Origin of the sequence: Kitasatospora sp. NPDC018058 (assembly GCF_044327205.1) — a bacterium.
Classification (GTDB): domain Bacteria; phylum Actinomycetota; class Actinomycetes; order Streptomycetales; family Streptomycetaceae; genus Kitasatospora.
In genome coordinates, this window is record NZ_JBIRFA010000002.1 from 165,536 (window position 1) to 180,919 (window position 15,384).

Here is a 15,384-nt window from a genome sequence, read left to right on the forward strand (position 1 = left end):
CCCTTGCCGGCCCCCACAGCCGGCCCGAGGAGGATCCGTTGCGCCCCCGCACTCTCGCACTCGCTGCGGCGATAGCCGTCCTGCCCCTGACCGCCGTCTCGCTCGGCGTCTCCACCGCGCAGGCCGCCCCCACCCCGCACGCCACCCCGCGCGTCGCCCTGCCGAACACCGTGAACCCGGCGGTGGCCCACTCGGAGAAGAAGGGTGACGTCCCGGCCGAGCAGCAGATCTCGGTGGCCGTCAGCCTCAAGCTGCGCAACGCCGACGCCCTGGACCGCTTCCTCACCGCGGTCACCACGCCCGGCTCGCCGCAGTTCGGCAAGTACCTGACGCCGGAGCAGTTCACCGCGCAGTTCGGCCCGACCCAGCAGGACGTCGACCAGGTCAAGGCGTACCTGGCCGCACAGGGCTTGACCGTCGCAGACGTGAGCGCCAACCGCCAGGTGGTCACCGCGCACGGCACCACCGCGCAGATCTCGCAGGCCTTCGGCACCCACGAGAGCTCCTACGTGGACCCGCAGCTGCAGCGCGCGTTCTTCGCCAACGACGCCGCCGCCTCGATCCCCGCCGACCTGGCCTCCGTGGTCCAGGGCGTGAGCGGCCTGGACAACCACGCGGTGCGCAAGAACCGCATCGCCAAGCCGAACTCGGTCACCCCGAACGCCGCCACCTCCACCCCGAGCGGCCTGAGCCCGGCCCAGTACGACGGCGCCTACAACCTGACCAAGACCGGCGCCGACGGCACCGGCACGACGGTCGCCCTCTGGGAGTTCGACGGCTACAAGTCCTCGGACCTGACCACCTACGACTCGCAGTACGGCCTGACCGGCCCGGCCGTCTCCACGGTCTCGGTGGACGGCGCCAACTACGACTCCGCGCCCGGCCAGGGCATGGGCGAGGTCGAGCTGGACAGCGAGATCGTCCGCGGCGCGGCCCCCAAGGCCACCCAGCTGATCTACGAGGCGCCCAACAGCGACCAGGGCGAGATCGACATGGCCAACAAGATCGTGGCCGACAACAAGGCCTCGGTCATCTCGATCTCCTGGGGCTCCTGCGAGCCGGACACCACCGCCGCCTCGATGACCGCGGTCGACAACGCCTTCAAGCAGGCCGCCGCCCAGGGCATCTCGATCTTCTCCGCCTCCGGCGACGACGGCTCGCGCGACTGCACCCGCTCCACCAGCGGCTCGACCGTCAAGGCCGTCGACTTCCCGGCGTCCAGCCCGCACCAGACCGGTGTCGGCGGCACCAACCTCAAGGTCACCAGCGGCAACGCCTACTCCTCGGAGAGCGCCTGGAGCACCGCCGGCGGCGGCGTCTCCACCGTGTTCAGCAAGCCGAGCTGGCAGACCGGCACCGGCGTCAACGGCACCATGCGCACCGTCCCGGACGTCGCCTCCAACGCCGACCCGCAGAGCGGCTTCGCGATCTACACCGGCGGTGCCTGGCAGGTCTACGGCGGCACCAGCGCGGCCGCGCCGCTGTGGTCCGGCTACGCCGCCCAGTTCAACCAGAAGGCCAAGGCCGCCGGACAGCCGGTCCTCGGCGAGGCGAGCCCGCGGCTGTACTCCGTCGCGAACAGCGGCAACTACGGCAGCACCTTCCACGACGTGACCACCGGCGCCAACCAGGACTTCTCCGCCAAGACCGGCTACGACCAGGTCACCGGCTGGGGCTCCCCGGTCGCCGACGCCCTGACCACCGCCCTGCTCGGCGGCGGCAGCACCACCCCGCCGCCCACCGGCGGCTGCACCGCCGCCCAGCTGATCGGCAACGGCGGCTTCGAGACCGGCACCGCCGCCCCGTGGACCACCTCCTCGGGCGTCGTCGACAACAGCAGCTCGCAGCCGGCCCACTCGGGCAGCTGGAAGGCCTGGCTGAACGGCTACGGCACCACCCACACCGACACCGTGTCGCAGACCGTCTCGGTCCCGACCGGCTGCGCCTCCGCGACCCTCACCTTCTGGCTGCACATCGACACCGCGGAGACCGGCAGCACCGCGTACGACACGCTGACCCTGCAGGGCAACAGCACCACGCTGAAGACCTGGTCCAACGTGAACGCGGCCTCCGGCTACGTCCAGCAGACGGTGGACCTGACCTCCTTCGCCGGCCAGACCGTGACCCTCAAGTTCACCGGCACCGAGGACGGCTCCAACCAGACCAGCTTCGTGATCGACGACGTCGCGCTGAACGTCAAGTGATCACCGGCCGGTAGCTCCACCGAACAGCACCACCGAGACCCCCGCCGGGGCGGCGCCGACAGGGCCCGCCCCGGCGGTGTCCGTATCCGTCACGGTCGGCGCCTTCCCCCGTCCAGGGTTCCGGCTGTGTTTCCGGACTGTTTCAAGATCGCTAACCATCCGGTTCACCTGTCGTGACCACTGTCATACGCGCGACTGATGACGTAGCCTCTCGACCGTGCATAGGGTTCCCCAAAGCTCGGTGAAGCCGCCGGCGGCGCGCCCCGGCGCCGGCCAGGTGCCACTGAACTCACCTGGTGGGGAGGGTCACCGCATGGCCGCACAGCAACCTCAGGACGCCGCGCGGCTGCGGCTGGTCGGATCGCGTACGGAGCGTACCGACCCGCCCGTACCCGCGCCCGCGCCGTCCGCCGCACGCCCCGCCCCGGCCGGCGGCTTCGCGGACGCCCTGCACCTGGCCATCGAGGCCAGCGGCCTCAGCCTGGACAGGATCCGCGCGGCGCTCGCCCAACGTGGCGTCAGGGTCAGCGTGACGACCCTCAGTTACTGGCGCCGCGGCCGCAGCCAGCCCGAGCGGGCCAGCTCGCTGCGCGCCGTCCACCTGCTGGAGGAGCTGCTCGGCCTGCCGCACAGCTCGCTCTCCTCGCTGCTCGGCCCGCCGCGCCCGCGCGGCCGCTGGGCCGCCGCCGCCAACACCAGCCACCTGGGACTGGAGGACGTCTGGCCGGGCGAGCAGGAGATCGCCTCGATCTTCGAGGAGCTGGACGCCCCGCCCGCCGGCGAGCTGGAGCGGCTCAGCATCCACGACTCGTACTACGTGGACGCCGAGCGGCGCGCCAACCTGCTCCGGATGCGCCAGGTGGTGCGCGCCACGGTCGGCGGCGTCGGCCGCTGCCTGGTGGTGCACAAGGCCGACGAGGAGGCCACCGGCTGCCCGGAGATCACCTCGGTGCGGCACGGCCGGCTCGGCCGGGTCCGCCGCCGCCCGGAGGTCGGGCTGACCGTCGCCGAGCTGATGCTGGACCGCCCGCTCGGGCTCGGCGACAGCACGGTCTTCGAGTACGAGGTGGAGATCCCGCCCGGCGGCCCGACCATGGAGTACAGCCGCCGCTTCGCCACCCAGGTGCGCGAGTACGTGCTCCAGGTGCACTTCGACCCGGCCGCCGTCCCGGTGCACTGCGAGCGCTACGACCGCGAGCCGGGCGCCGACGTCGACCACCGCCGCGAGCAGCTGTGGATCGGCGCCTCGGCGAGCGCCCACGTCCTGGCCCCGGACCAGCAGCCGGGCCACATCGGCATCCGCTGGGAGTGGGCCTAGCCCCTCCCGCCCAGAAGCCCCGTCGGACCGTCATCGGTCCGACGGGGCTTTCGCGTTCCCACCCCGGAAAACCTAACCCCTATGAGCTCGAGTACCGGTTGACGCCCCATCACCTAACCTCTAATCTTATGAACACCGGTTAGGCAGGAGCCTCGCCGGACCGCCCCAGCCTCCGGGAGTGACCAGGCATGTCCAGCACCACCCTGCTCCGCACCCTGCAGACCGGCCACGTGGGCCTGAACGTCACCGACCTGGCCCGCTCGATCGACTTCTACCGCGCCGTCCTCGGCCTCCAGATCGCCCACGAGAGCACTGACCCCGAGCGCCGCTACGCGCTGCTCGGCCGCGACGGCCGCCTGGTGGTCACCCTCTGGCAGCAGAGCGCCGGCGCCTTCTCCACCGCGACCCCCGGCCTGCACCACCTCTCCTTCGAGGTCGAGAGCCTGGACGAGGTCCGCGCCACCGAGCAGCTGCTGCGCGAGCTGGGCGCCGAGTTCGCCTACGACGGCGTCGTCCCGCACGGCGAGGGCTCGGTCTCCGGCGGCATCTTCTTCTCCGACCCGGACGGCATCCGGCTGGAGATCTACACCCGCACCGGAGTGGACCAGACCGACGCCGAGGCGCCCACCACCGGCGCCCCGACCTGCGGCTTCTTCTAAGCCGAAGGATCCGACCGGTTCAGGGCCGGCACGACCGGTGGGCCACGGGGGAGCACACCGACCGCGCCGAGGAGGGCACCATGACGACCATCAGCACGCCGTACCACGCCGGAGAGCGGGCCGCCCAGGCCCGGGCCGGCCTGACCGAACGGGCCGACCACGCCGGCCGGTCGATCCGCAGCACCGTTCCGGCGGTGGCCGCCCGCTTCCTCACCGAGCGGCGGATGCTGGTGGTCGGCGCCGCCGACCTCGACGGCCGGATCTGGGCCACCCAGCTGGCCGGCCCGGCCGGCTTCCTGCAGGCCGCGGACGAGCGGACGATGACGGTCGCCGCCCGCCTGGCCGGGGCCGACCCGCTGGCCGAGTCGCTGGAGCGCCCGGCCCGGGTCGGCACCATCGCCCTGGACCCGGCCGGACGCCGCCGGATGCGGCTCAACGGCCGCTCGGCGCCGGACGGCCGGGGCGGGCTGACGGTCCACGCCGAGGAGGTGGTCTCCAACTGCCCGAAATACATCCAGCGCCGCACCCCGCTGGACCGCCCGGGCGCCGGTGCGCCCCGTACGGTCGCGTCCGGCCCGGTGCTGTCGACGGCGCAGCAGCTGGCCCTGGCCACCGCCGACACCTTCTTCATCGCCACCGCCGGCCCGGACGGCAGTGTGGACGCCTCGCACCGCGGCGGCTTCCCGGGCTTCCTGGAGGCGGTCGGGCCGGACCGGGTGCGCTGGCCCGAATACCGGGGCAACAGCATGTTCATGACGCTCGGAAACCTGGAGTTGGACCCGCGGGCCGGCCTGCTGCTGCCCGACTGGGAGACCGGCGGGGCGCTGCTGGTCACCGGCGAGGCCCGCGCCGACTGGTCCGAGGAGGCCCGGGAGGCCGCCCCGGGCGCCGAGCGGATGGTCGAACTGACCGTCACCGGCGTACTGGAACTCGCCGACGCCACCCCGCTGACCTGGACCGATCCCGAGTACTCGCCCGCCAACCCGCGCTGATCCGCCTCCGGGAACAGCACCGGGTCCGTACCGGCACCACCGGCTCCGCCCGGCCCGCGCCAGAGCGGGTGCTCGATCGGTCCGCACCCCGCTCAGTCCGATCCGCCGCGCCTCAGCGCTTGCCGGAGGACATCCAGTGGAACAGGCCCATCGCGACGCTGGTCGCCAGGTTGAAGCTGGACACCCCGGCCTGCATCGGCACCGCGACCAGGTGGTCGGCGCGGGCCTTGAGCTCCGCCGAGACGCCGTGCCGCTCGGTGCCGAAGGCCAGCAGCGCGTCGTCCGGGAACGGCAGGTCGCGGATGTCCACACCCTCCGGGTCCAGCACGTACAGCGGCCCGGCGGGCAGCTCCGGCAGGCTCAGCCGCTCGACGGCGGTGGCGAAGTGCAGTCCCGCGCTGCCGCGCAGCACGGTCGGGTGCCAGGGGTCCAGGTCCCCGGTGGTCACCACCCCGGTGGCGCCGAACCCGGCCGCCAACCGGATCACCGCCCCGACGTTGCCCAGGTTGCGCGGGTTCTCCAGCAGCACCACCGGCGCCTTGCGCGGACGCTGCGCCAGCACCGCCCGGTTGGCCTCGACGGACGGGCGGACGGCCAGCGCGATCACCCCGGTCGGGTGCAGCCGGGGCGCCAGCGTCCGCAGCCGGGCCTCGGGCAGCTCCACCGCGAGCGCGTCCACCGCCGGGACGACGTCCTCGGCCAACTCGGCGGCCAACGCCAGCAGCGCCGCCCGATCGACCGTCAGCACCCGACGGACGTCCCCGCCGAAGCGCAGCGCGTGCTTCAGCGCGTGGAACCCGTCCAGCAGCACGGCCCCCGGCTCCTGCTCGGCCGCCCGCCACGCCCGCACCAGCTCGTCGTCTCCCATGCCGCTCATGCTCCCACCTCGCTTCGCTCGGCAGTCGCTTCGCGAAACGCGCACCCCTCGATCATTCACTCGCACCGCTCGCTCATGCTCCCACCTCGCTTCGCACGGCAGTCGCTTCGCGAAACGCGCACCCCTCGATCATTCACTCGCTCCGCTCGCTCATGCTCCCACCTACCGGCCCCGTCTACCGCCCCTCCGAACTCCCCCGCAGAGCCCGCTCCAGATCCCGCAGAGCGACCCCCAGCAGCTGGGTCCCCGCCCGCACCACGTCCCGCTGCACCCCCGACGGCACCTCCGCCAGCCGTTCCTCCAGCCGCGCCTGCGCCGCCCGCACCGCCCCGAACTCCACCTGCCGCCCCGTCAGCAGCGCCCCCGCCGCCAGCGCCGTCGCCAACCGCAGTTCCTCCGCGTACTCCGCCGCCCCCGGCACGGGCTCCGCGTCAGCGGCCGGCAGGTGCGCCTCCAGCAGTACGGCCCCCCGCCCGAGGTGCCCGACCGCCGCGCGGGCCCGGTCGATCTGGCGCCGGCTCACCCCGGCCAGTCCGGACTCGTGCCGCCCCGGTTCCGCGTCGGCCCGCTGCATGGCCTGGATCAGCTCGGACCGCGCCTCCCGCGAGTCCAGCAGCGCCGACCGCACGGCCCGCCCCCGCGCCGCCGCCGGCTGTTCGTAGCAGGCGACGACCGCCGCCGCGTACCGCCCGGCCGCCGCCAGCCATTCGGCGAGCCGCTCCCCGAGCCGCGCGGTCTGCCAGGTCGGGAACAGCGCGTACGTCAGCAGCGCCACCGAACCGCCGAGCAGCGTCAGCCCCACCCGCTCGAAGGCCGTCACCAGCGGGTCCCCGGCCTGCAGCCCGAGCAGGAACACCACGTACGAGGAGATCCCGACCGTGGTCAGCGCGTACCCGGTCCGGAAGGCGAGGTACGCCCCGCCGATGCACAGCACCGCCAGCGCGGCCAGCACCCACTCCCCGGGGTGGGTGAGCTGCACCACCAGCGTCGAGACGGCGACCCCGACGACCGTCCCGGCCAACCGCGCGACGCCCCGGCTGTACGTCTGGGCGAAGTCCGGCCGCATCACCATCGCGGCGGTCATCGGCGCCCAGTACCCGTGGTGGAACCCGGCCAGCCGGGCCAGCAGGTAGGCGACGGTGACCACCCCGGCCAGCCGTACGGCGTGCTGGAAGATCGCCGAGCGCGGCCGCGCCTGCCGTCGTACGGCCCGCAGCGCGACCGGCAGCATCCGGACGATGGACGGTCTGTGCAGCGCCCCGCCGGCCCCGATCACCGGCGTGGTGATGGTGTCCTCGTCGTTGCGGTCCAGCGCGTCCGCGGCCTTGCGCAGCAGTCCGCCGAGCCGGCGGGCGGAGCGCCGGGCCGCCCCCTGCAGCCGCGCCCCCTCCTCCGGCCGGACCAGGGTGAGGGTGGGCGCCGAGCGGGGGAGGCGGACCGGGTCGCCGGTGCGGATCGCCCGGGCGAGGGCGTCCATCACCTCGGCGGCGGCCGCCAGCACCTCGCGGGCGCGGTCGCGCTCCGGCCCTTCCTCCGGGGCGCCCACCTTGGGGTCGGCGAGCGCGGCGAGGGTGGGCCGGATGCGCTCGGCGAGGCCGCGCAGGCCGCGGAGTTCGGGCGGCCGGTGACGGTCCTGCCAGGGGGTCAGGGCGGCGGCACTCCGGGCGGTCATGAACGGCGCAGGGTCCACATGCGCGGTCGGGTCCTGCCGCAACCGGCGTGCGTAGTCGGCGAGTTCGGCGTAGGTGTCGGCGAGAGCTCCCCGCTGGGCGGTCCAACTCCCGATCGGCCAGAGGATGATGACGACCGCCTGGACCACCCCGCCGAGCGCGGCGACCAGTCCGTGGCCGAGCGCGGCCAGCGCGCTGACCGGCAGCTGGACGACGATCAGCATCACCGACAGCGTGTTGGCCGCGACCACCCCGGCGGTCGGCCCGATCGCCCAGGCGAGCCCGGCGCCGAACGCCCACACCGCGAGCAGCACCGGGAACAGCCCGGCGACCCCGACGGCCAGGTAGCCGAGGAAGGTGCTGACGCCGAGTCCGAACCCGGCCGCGACGGCCAGGCTGGCCCGGGGGCGGAAGCTGCGCTGGAAGGTGGCGGAGCCGGCGATGAACGCGCCCATCGCGGCGGAGGTGGCGAGCGGGACCCCGCCGAGCGCCAGGGTCGGGAACAGCACCAGCGCCACGGCTACCGCGCCGCGCGCGGCCCGCTTGGGGTCGGTGAGCGCCCGGTCCAGGGTGAGTCCGGTCCGCGCGGTGTCACGAAGAGCGGCGAACCAGGACATAACGACATCCTAGGCGGCGGGGCTCCGGTCCCTCCGCCCGGTGAGCCCGAGAGGCCCGTTGGATCCGATCCGCCCCAGCCGCGCCGCCACCCGGAGCAGGGCGCCGGTCGGCAGGAACACCGCGTCCGCCGCGATCATCGCGAGCGAGAACACCGGCAGCCCGAGCACCACCGCTATCCCCAGGTGCTCGGCCATCATCACCACCAGCAGCACGTTCTTGACCCGCCGGTTGAACAGCGTGAACGGGAAGGCGACCTGCAGGATCACCGTGCCGTACGAGATCAGGAACACCGGCAGCAGCGCCGAGCCGACCAGCGCGGACAGCCCCGGCCAGGGGGTGAAGTAGTCCAGGTGCAGCGGGTAGTACAGCGCGGTGCCGTCCTGCCAGCGCGAGCCCTGCACCTTGTACCAGCCGGCCGTGGAGTAGATCAGCACCACCTCGGCGGCGATCACCAGCATCGCGCAGTTGTGCACCATGTTCGCCAGCGCGTCGAGCACGGCCCGCGGCTCGCCCCCGGGCCGCAGCCGCCCGAGCACCCACCAGAGCCCGGCCACCGCCCAGAGCCCCCAGAACAGCGGCGACCAGCCGAGGTACGGGAAGGTCGGGCCGCTCCAGGTCAGGGTGTCGCCGGAGAAGTCGCCGAACTGACAGACCGCCAGCACCGCGCCGAGCAGCGCCCAGAGCACCACCCCGGACCACCCTGCCCGGGTGCGCCGGGCGTCCAGCGACCAGACCTCGGCGCAGCGGGTGAAGACCAGGTAGACCGCCATCAGGTGGACGACGTTGTCCCCACCGTCACCGAGGAGGACGCTGCGGTTCTGCAGCGACAGCACGGTGACCAGGAACAGCACCGTGCTCGCCCTGGTCCGCCAGCCCAGCAGTACCGCCAGGGCGGCCAGCACGGCCAGGTGGTAGACCAGCTCGAACCAGAGCCGCCCGCCGAACCAGGGCAGCACGGTGAACGCCCCGTTGTCGGCCAGCATCCGCTGGGCGAGCTCCATCGACCAGGGCGAGCGGTCGCCGTACAGCACCCGCCGGTTGGGCCACTCGCGCAGCAGGTAGGCGAGCCAGACCAGCCCGAAGCCGATCCGCACCACCGCGGCCTGGTGCCGTCCGAGCACCCGCCCGGTGAACGCCTCCGCCGCCCGCCCGAGCACCGCCCCCGGCCCGTCGGGCGGCGCCACGGGGACGAGCGGCGGCCCGCCCTGCCGCGGGACGCCGTCCAGCAGCTTCGGCCGTGCGGGCTCCACCGGCTGCGAAGCCCGTACCTCGTTCACCCGATCCCCCGGTAGTCCTCGTCCCCGACCGCCCACCACGGCAGCTCCCGCACCTTGGGCGCGGGCGGCGCGGCCTCACCGCTCCAGGAGGGCGGCGGGACGGTCGCCGAGGTCACCCGGAACTCGATCTCCAGCACCCGCTCGCCGTCCACCTCCCGGCCGATCCGCTGCAGAGCGATCCGCTTGAGGTACTGCTCGGCGAGTCGGCCGCGCGGACTGGTCTGCTTCTCGTCCTGGTCGTGCGAGCCGTCGTAGAAGTCCCAGGCGCGGCGCAGCAGGTTCTGGTCGACGTGGCTGGGCGCCGGGTTGCCCCGGATCGCGGCGAGGTCCTGCGCGGTCAGCCCGATCCAGTCACGGGTGTGGGTGGCGCCGCCGTCGGCGACGGTGCGCACCCGGGCGTCCACGCTGACGTTCTGCTGCAGCGGGTTGGGCGCGAACAGCTTCCAGTTCTGCTCGAACTCCGGGTAGATCACGCCGTCGATCTGGTCCCGGTACTGCCGGGACAGCGAGTTGGCGGGCGCGACGTGCAGGAACACCGCGGCCAGGAACAGCCCGGTGCCACCCGCCAGCAGCGCACCGGCCAGGCCGAGGACGAGCTGCGCGGGCTTCGACCAGACCCGCCCCGAGGCAGGCCGGTCCGTGGTCTCCGTCATGGCCTCCCCCGCCCGAAACGGCGCGCCGCCGGCCCGTGCCGGCGCGGCGCGCGCCCATCCTCCCCCGCCGACGGACGGGGCCTACAGGACGAAGGCCGCCTGGCCGCCGCTGCTGACCATCGGACGGCCCGCACCGTCCCAGGCGTACATCCCGCCGTCCACGTTCACCGCGTCCAGGCCCTGCTGGACCAGGTACTGGACGACCTGCGCGGATCGGCCGCCGACCCGGCAGAGCACGTACAGCTTCGCGTCGGGCAGCTCGCCGATCCGGGCGATCACCTCGCCGATCGGGATGTGCAGCGCGCCCTCCACGTGGCCGGCGTCCCACTCGTCCTGCTCGCGCACGTCCAGCAGGGCGGCGTCGGCCGGGACGGAGGCGGCGTCGGTGGTGGGGATCTGCGCGAACATCGTGTGGCTCTCCTGGTGGGGGTACCGCCCGGCCGAAGCCCGGGGGAAGGTCGGGTCCGTCTCATTCTCGCCCACCGGCACCGTTCCGGGGGCACCGAGCAACCGCTCCAGTTCGGCCTGCTGCACGGCGGCCTTGGCGAGCAGTTCCTCGGCGAGCTGCTCCAGCAGCCCGTCCGGGTCCTGCGGGGCGAGGGCGAGCAGCTGTCCCATCGGGGTCTGCTCCAGCCGGACCTGCTCGGTGGCGGTCTCGGCGATCTTGGCGGTCAGCCAGTCCAGGCGGCGGCGCAGCCAGCCCAGCCGGTCGGGGGAGTCGAGGGCGGGCGCGGCCTCCGGCGCGGTGGACCACTCGGCGGCCAGGCCCTCCAGCGCGGCGGCGTCCCCGTACGCGTAGGCCTCGTTGACCCTCACCAGGAAGGCCGCCCGGCGCTGCTGCTCGGCCGGGTCGGTGCTCAGGTCGGGGTGGGCGCGGCGGACCAGCTCGCGGTAGATCCGCTGGGCCTCCTTGCCGGGCTTCACCCGGGCCGGCGCGGCGGGCGGCGGGGCGGCCTCGGAGTGCTCCTCCCCGGCCTTCTCCCGCACCGAGTCGAACAGGGCGTCCAGGTCCGGCAGCTCCTCGACCTGCTGCCGCGCCTCGGCGGCCCGGCGCACGTCCTCGGGCCGTCCGGTGCGGGCCGCGACGGCCTCGGCGACCAGCGCGTCCAGCTCGTCCAGCCTGGCGTAGAGCGGGCCGAGCAGCTGATGGTGGATCAGCGCGAAGTTGTCGATCTCGACCCGCAGCGTCTGCACGTCCACGTCCATGCTGAGCCAGGCGAGTTCGGCCGCGGCGACCCGCTCCTCCAGCTCCTGCTGCTCCGGGTCCGTCCACCGAACGGGGCTCTCCGCGCTCACTTCTCGCCTCTGTCTCGTCCGGCCGGCAGGGTCCTGCGGAACCGCCGCGGGGGCGGCCCCGGCCTGCCACCCTACCGTCGCGCGGGCAAGCCCCGTCCGGGTGAAGCGGGGGTACGAACCGGCGCGCGGCACGTGACACGCAACCGATCCTGGTGAATCTCCCCGTTTCGGTGTCGTGCCCGGCCCGGTCCGTGCTTCGCTGGTATCCGCACAGCGTGCCTTCCTCCGGAGAGACGGCCGCCTCCAGGCGTGGCGACCAGGCGGGAGCAGACCCAATCCATGGTGGCCGAGTCCAACTCCACACCGCGCCCGGCGGGCGCCGAGACCACGCCGGGCGACCATCCGAGCGGGGTGGCCGCCCTGCTCCGGCTCGCCCTCGTCCAGGTCGACCGGACCGGACGGATCACCCAGTGGAGCCGGGCCGCCGAGGAACTGTTCGGGCACCGCGCCGAGGCCGCCACCGACCGCCCCGCCTCCGGCCTGCTGCCCGCCCTGGAGTCCCGGGTGCTCGGCCGCTGCGCCGTACGCCGACGCTGCGACGCCCTCGACACCCTGGCCGAGCTGACCGCCGACGGCCGCCCCTGGGCCGGCCGGCTGACCGTGACCGACCGCGAGGAGCACCAGCGCGACGTGCTCTGGTGGGCCTATCCGCTGCCCGGCCCGTCCGGCGGACTGCTCGCCCTGGCCGCCGACGCCCGCCCGCTGCGCACCACCGGGCCCCGGCTCGCGCTGGGCGAGCGGCTGCTGCCGTTCGCCGCCGCCCCCGCCGCCCGGGGCGGCTTCCACGGGCTGACCGCCACGCTCACCCCGGCCGCCGCCGCGCTGCCCGAGCCGCTGGCCCGACTGCTGCCCGCCGCCCACCGGGCCCCCGCGCTGGAGGCGGTGGCACGCGGCGGGCTGCCCGCCCTGCGGCTGGACGCGGCCACCGTGCTGCCGGTGCTGCCCTCCGACCCGCAGAGCGGCGCCGCGCACGCGGCCGTCGGCCTCGGCCGCCGCTACCCGACACCGCAGCAGCGCGCCGCCCGGGTCGGCCCGCCGCCGCAGCCCGAGCAGTCCTTGTCCGGCCGCCGTTCGACCGGCCCGCTGCCCGCCCAGTGCGAGGCGGCCGACCGACCCGCCGCCCAGCCCGCCGCGGTCGGCGGCGGGCTGGGCGCGGCGGGCAGCCCGTCCGTCCCTCCCCCGGCCTCCGGCCGGGAGGTCCCCCCACCCACCGGAGGAGGAGCCACCATCGAGCAGCAGGCCACCGCCGTCGCGTCGTCCGCCGACGGCCTCCCGTCCCGCCGCGCCGACCAGGCCCCGTCCGGCGCCGTCCCGGCCCCCGCCTGCGGCGAGGGCACCCCCAGCGGACGGCTCGGCCCGTTCCTCACCAACGGGCAGGCCGGCGAGCAGCTGGCGCTGCTGAACGAGGTCGGCGGCAAGGTCGGCACCACCCTGGACCTCGGCTTCACGGCCCGCGAGCTGTGCCAGGTGCTGGTCCCCCGGGTCGCCGACTTCGCCTGCGTGGACCTGGTGGACGGGCTGATCTCGGACTCCGAGTTGCCGGTCGCCCGTCCGGACGACGACACCATGCTGCGCCGGGTCGCCCTGGTGTTCAACGAGACCGGCGGCGCCTGGGACCACGTGCTCTCCGAGGGCTCGCTGGTCAGCATGCCCCGCCGCACCCCACCCGGGATGGCCCTGCAGCTGAACCAGCCGGTGCTGGTCCCGGTGGTCAGCGCGGACGTCGCGGTCGACTACGCGATCGCCCTCGGCGGCGCCCGGCTGGTCCCGGTGGTCTCCGGCCGCTCGATGCTGGTGGTGCCGCTGTCCGCCCGGGGCACCGTGCTGGGCATCCTCAAGCTGCTCCGGCTGCCCGACCGCGCCCCCTTCGACGAGAGCGACGCCGCCACCCTCAAGGAGCTGGCGGTACGGGCCGCGCTGTCGCTGGACAACGCCCGGCTGCACCGCGCCGAGGCCAGGGTCGCCACCACCCTGCAGCGCTCGATGATCCCGACCCGCCCGCCGCAGATCCCCGGCGTGCAGATCGCCCACCGCTACCTGCCCGGCGACCCCAAGGCCGAGGTCGGCGGCGACTGGTTCGACGCGATCCAGCTGCCCGGCAGCCGGGTCGCCCTGGTGGTCGGCGACGTGATGGGCCACGGCATCCACTCCGCCGCCGCGATGGGCCGCTTCCGCACCGCGATGCAGACCCTCGCCGCACTGGACCTGCCGCCCGGCCAGCTGCTGCGCCACCTGGACAACCTGGCCCACAAGCTCGGCGACGACCACCTGGCGACCTGCCTGTACGCGGTCTACGACCCGATCAACCGGACCTGCGAGCTGGCCAGCGCCGGGCACGTCCCGCCCGTCCTGGTGCACCCGGACGGCACCGGCGAGCTGCTGGAGATCCCGGCCGGCGCGCCGATCGGCGTCGGCGGGGTGCCGTTCGTCGCCAAGACCATCGACGTCTCGGACGGCTCGATGCTGGTGCTGTGCACCGACGGCCTGGTCGAGGTACGGGGCGGGGACATAGGAGCCGGTCTGGCGGCGCTGTGCGGCAACCTGATCGACCCGCAGCAGAGCCCCGAGCAGGCCTGTGACGAGGTGCTGCGGCGACTGCACTCGGACGACCGCAAGGACGACGTCGCCCTGCTGGTGGCCCGTTTCGACGGGGTCGCCCCGTCCGAGGTGGCCACCTGGGACCTCACCGTGGAGCACCGCGAGGTCCGCCGGGCCCGCTCGCTGGTCCGCGAGCAGCTGGCCGCCTGGCACCTGGAGGCGCTCAGCGACACCACCGAGCTGTTGGTCAGCGAGCTGGTCACGAACGCCGTCCGGGTCGCCCGGGACACCGTCCAGCTCCAGCTGATCCGGGTGGACAAACTGCTGGTCGAGGTCAGCGACGACAACCACAACCTGCCCTCGCTGGAGCCGGCCGAGCAGCTCGGCGAGACCGGCCGCGGCCTCACCCTGGTCACCAAACTCGCCGAACGCTGGGGCACCGCCCGCAAGGCCGTGGGGAAGGTCGTCTGGTTCGAGCTCCCCCTCCCCCACGCGTGACGGCCGCGTACGGGCACACTGTGAACCAGTGGGCCGGCGTACGCGGCCGACACCGCGGATGAAGCGTCTCTCAGGGGATGACGGCCCCCGCCGAACGGCGCCGCCCGGCCTCCACCGCGACCTCCCGAGAGGCGACCGCGGCCACCGAGGTGGCGGCGCCGACCCCGGCCAGCACCCGCGGCCAGAGGTCCCCGAAGACCTCGACCGAGACGGCGATCAGCAGCGCGGTGAGCACCGCGACCACGTGCTCCAGACCGGCCAGGTTCGGCAGCACGACCGCCTCGCCGACCATCAGGGCCACCACCAGGGCGGCGGTGAACCAGGCCCGGCAGCGGAACGCGATGCAGATCGCCAGCGCCACCACCGCGGCCGACGGCCCGGTGTCCCGCACGTAGGCGACCCACTTCGGGAAGCCGAACAAGTGGCCCGGCCCGATCGCCACCCCGATCCGGGCGAACAGCGTGCCCGTCAGGGTGCAGGCGTAGGCGACCACCAGGGTCATCCGCCGGCCGAGCACGACCTCGGCGATCGCGAAGACCACGAACACCTGGGCCAGCGCCCCCCAGACCGGCAGGTCCAGGGCCGGCACGTACAACGACAGCGGGGTCCGCAGCAGCGAGACCTCCATCGGGAGCGAGGCCCGCACCACTCCGATGTGGTTGACGAAACGCTCGCCGCCCGGCAGGTGCTGGACGATACTGAACAGCAGGATCAGAGACGTCGCCACCGTGGCCAGCGGGAACGTGGCGAACTTCTTCCGCGCCATCGCGTCCCGGACCGTCAC

General features: G+C 74.3%; 11 protein-coding genes. 5 read left to right on the forward strand and 6 right to left on the reverse strand.

Annotated elements, in window-relative coordinates:
* Window positions 1–38 precede the first annotated feature (38 nt).
* From ACH4E7_RS03355 to ACH4E7_RS03370, 4 genes are all read left to right on the forward strand, one after another.
* Window positions 39–2,204 (forward strand): protease pro-enzyme activation domain-containing protein, encoded by a 2,166-nt coding sequence (locus ACH4E7_RS03355; protein ID WP_396247302.1) that lies wholly within the window; start codon window positions 39–41, stop codon window positions 2,202–2,204.
* A 313-nt stretch (window positions 2,205–2,517) separates the two neighbouring features.
* Window positions 2,518–3,522 carry an XRE family transcriptional regulator gene (locus ACH4E7_RS03360; RefSeq protein ID WP_396247303.1) on the forward strand — a complete coding sequence of 335 codons (1,005 nt, stop codon included), beginning with the start codon at window positions 2,518–2,520 and terminating at the stop codon, window positions 3,520–3,522.
* Between the two features lie 188 nt (window positions 3,523–3,710).
* Window positions 3,711–4,181, forward strand: coding sequence for a VOC family protein (locus tag ACH4E7_RS03365; RefSeq protein WP_396247304.1), 471 nt, complete (start codon window positions 3,711–3,713; stop codon window positions 4,179–4,181).
* A gap of 80 nt (window positions 4,182–4,261) precedes the next feature.
* Entirely contained in the window at window positions 4,262–5,173 is a 912-nt protein-coding gene (locus tag ACH4E7_RS03370; RefSeq protein WP_396247305.1) for a pyridoxamine 5'-phosphate oxidase family protein, read from the forward strand.
* Window positions 5,174–5,285: 112 nt separating this feature from the next.
* Here ACH4E7_RS03370 and ACH4E7_RS03375 read toward each other — a convergent pair whose 3' ends face one another.
* The 5 genes from ACH4E7_RS03375 to ACH4E7_RS03395 all read right to left on the reverse strand — a co-directional run bounded on the left by ACH4E7_RS03375 (window position 5,286) and on the right by ACH4E7_RS03395 (window position 11,564).
* Window positions 5,286–6,041, reverse strand: coding sequence for a TrmH family RNA methyltransferase (locus tag ACH4E7_RS03375; protein ID WP_396247567.1), 756 nt, complete (start codon window positions 6,039–6,041; stop codon window positions 5,286–5,288).
* A 184-nt stretch (window positions 6,042–6,225) separates the two neighbouring features.
* Window positions 6,226–8,337, reverse strand: a complete 2,112-nt coding sequence (locus ACH4E7_RS03380) for an FUSC family protein (protein ID WP_396247306.1) — start codon at window positions 8,335–8,337, stop codon at window positions 6,226–6,228.
* Between the two features lie 9 nt (window positions 8,338–8,346).
* Complete coding sequence (locus ACH4E7_RS03385; RefSeq protein ID WP_396247307.1) at window positions 8,347–9,615, reverse strand: HTTM domain-containing protein; 1,269 nt, start codon at window positions 9,613–9,615, stop codon at window positions 8,347–8,349.
* A complete protein-coding gene (locus ACH4E7_RS03390; protein ID WP_396247308.1) occupies window positions 9,612–10,268 on the reverse strand; it encodes a DUF5819 family protein in 657 nt (218 codons plus the stop codon). Before ACH4E7_RS03390 ends, ACH4E7_RS03385 begins: the two co-directional genes overlap by 4 nt.
* Before the next feature lie 81 nt (window positions 10,269–10,349).
* Complete coding sequence (locus ACH4E7_RS03395; protein ID WP_396247309.1) at window positions 10,350–11,564, reverse strand: rhodanese-like domain-containing protein; 1,215 nt, start codon at window positions 11,562–11,564, stop codon at window positions 10,350–10,352.
* 249 nt (window positions 11,565–11,813) lie between these two features.
* On the opposite strand from ACH4E7_RS03395, the gene ACH4E7_RS03400 reads away from it, so the two are divergent.
* Window positions 11,814–14,600, forward strand: coding sequence for a SpoIIE family protein phosphatase (locus ACH4E7_RS03400; RefSeq protein ID WP_396247310.1), 2,787 nt, complete (start codon window positions 11,814–11,816; stop codon window positions 14,598–14,600).
* 70 nt (window positions 14,601–14,670) lie between these two features.
* Here the strand turns inward: ACH4E7_RS03400 and ACH4E7_RS03405 are convergent, their stop codons facing one another.
* Window positions 14,671–15,384 carry a hypothetical protein gene (locus tag ACH4E7_RS03405; protein WP_396247311.1) on the reverse strand — a complete coding sequence of 238 codons (714 nt, stop codon included), beginning with the start codon at window positions 15,382–15,384 and terminating at the stop codon, window positions 14,671–14,673.

What these genes read in the sequence shown, in the direction of transcription:
- ACH4E7_RS03375 (WP_396247567.1), bottom strand. Translation starts at nt 6,041, where the DNA reads ATGGGAGACGACGAGCTGGTGCGGGCGTGGCGGGCGGCCGAGCAGGAG.
- ACH4E7_RS03380 (WP_396247306.1), bottom strand. Translation starts at nt 8,337, where the DNA reads ATGTCCTGGTTCGCCGCTCTTCGTGACACCGCGCGGACCGGACTCACC.
- ACH4E7_RS03370 (WP_396247305.1), top strand. Translation starts at nt 4,262, where the DNA reads ATGACGACCATCAGCACGCCGTACCACGCCGGAGAGCGGGCCGCCCAG.
- ACH4E7_RS03390 (WP_396247308.1), bottom strand. Translation starts at nt 10,268, where the DNA reads ATGACGGAGACCACGGACCGGCCTGCCTCGGGGCGGGTCTGGTCGAAG.
- ACH4E7_RS03360 (WP_396247303.1), top strand. Translation starts at nt 2,518, where the DNA reads ATGGCCGCACAGCAACCTCAGGACGCCGCGCGGCTGCGGCTGGTCGGA.
- ACH4E7_RS03365 (WP_396247304.1), top strand. Translation starts at nt 3,711, where the DNA reads ATGTCCAGCACCACCCTGCTCCGCACCCTGCAGACCGGCCACGTGGGC.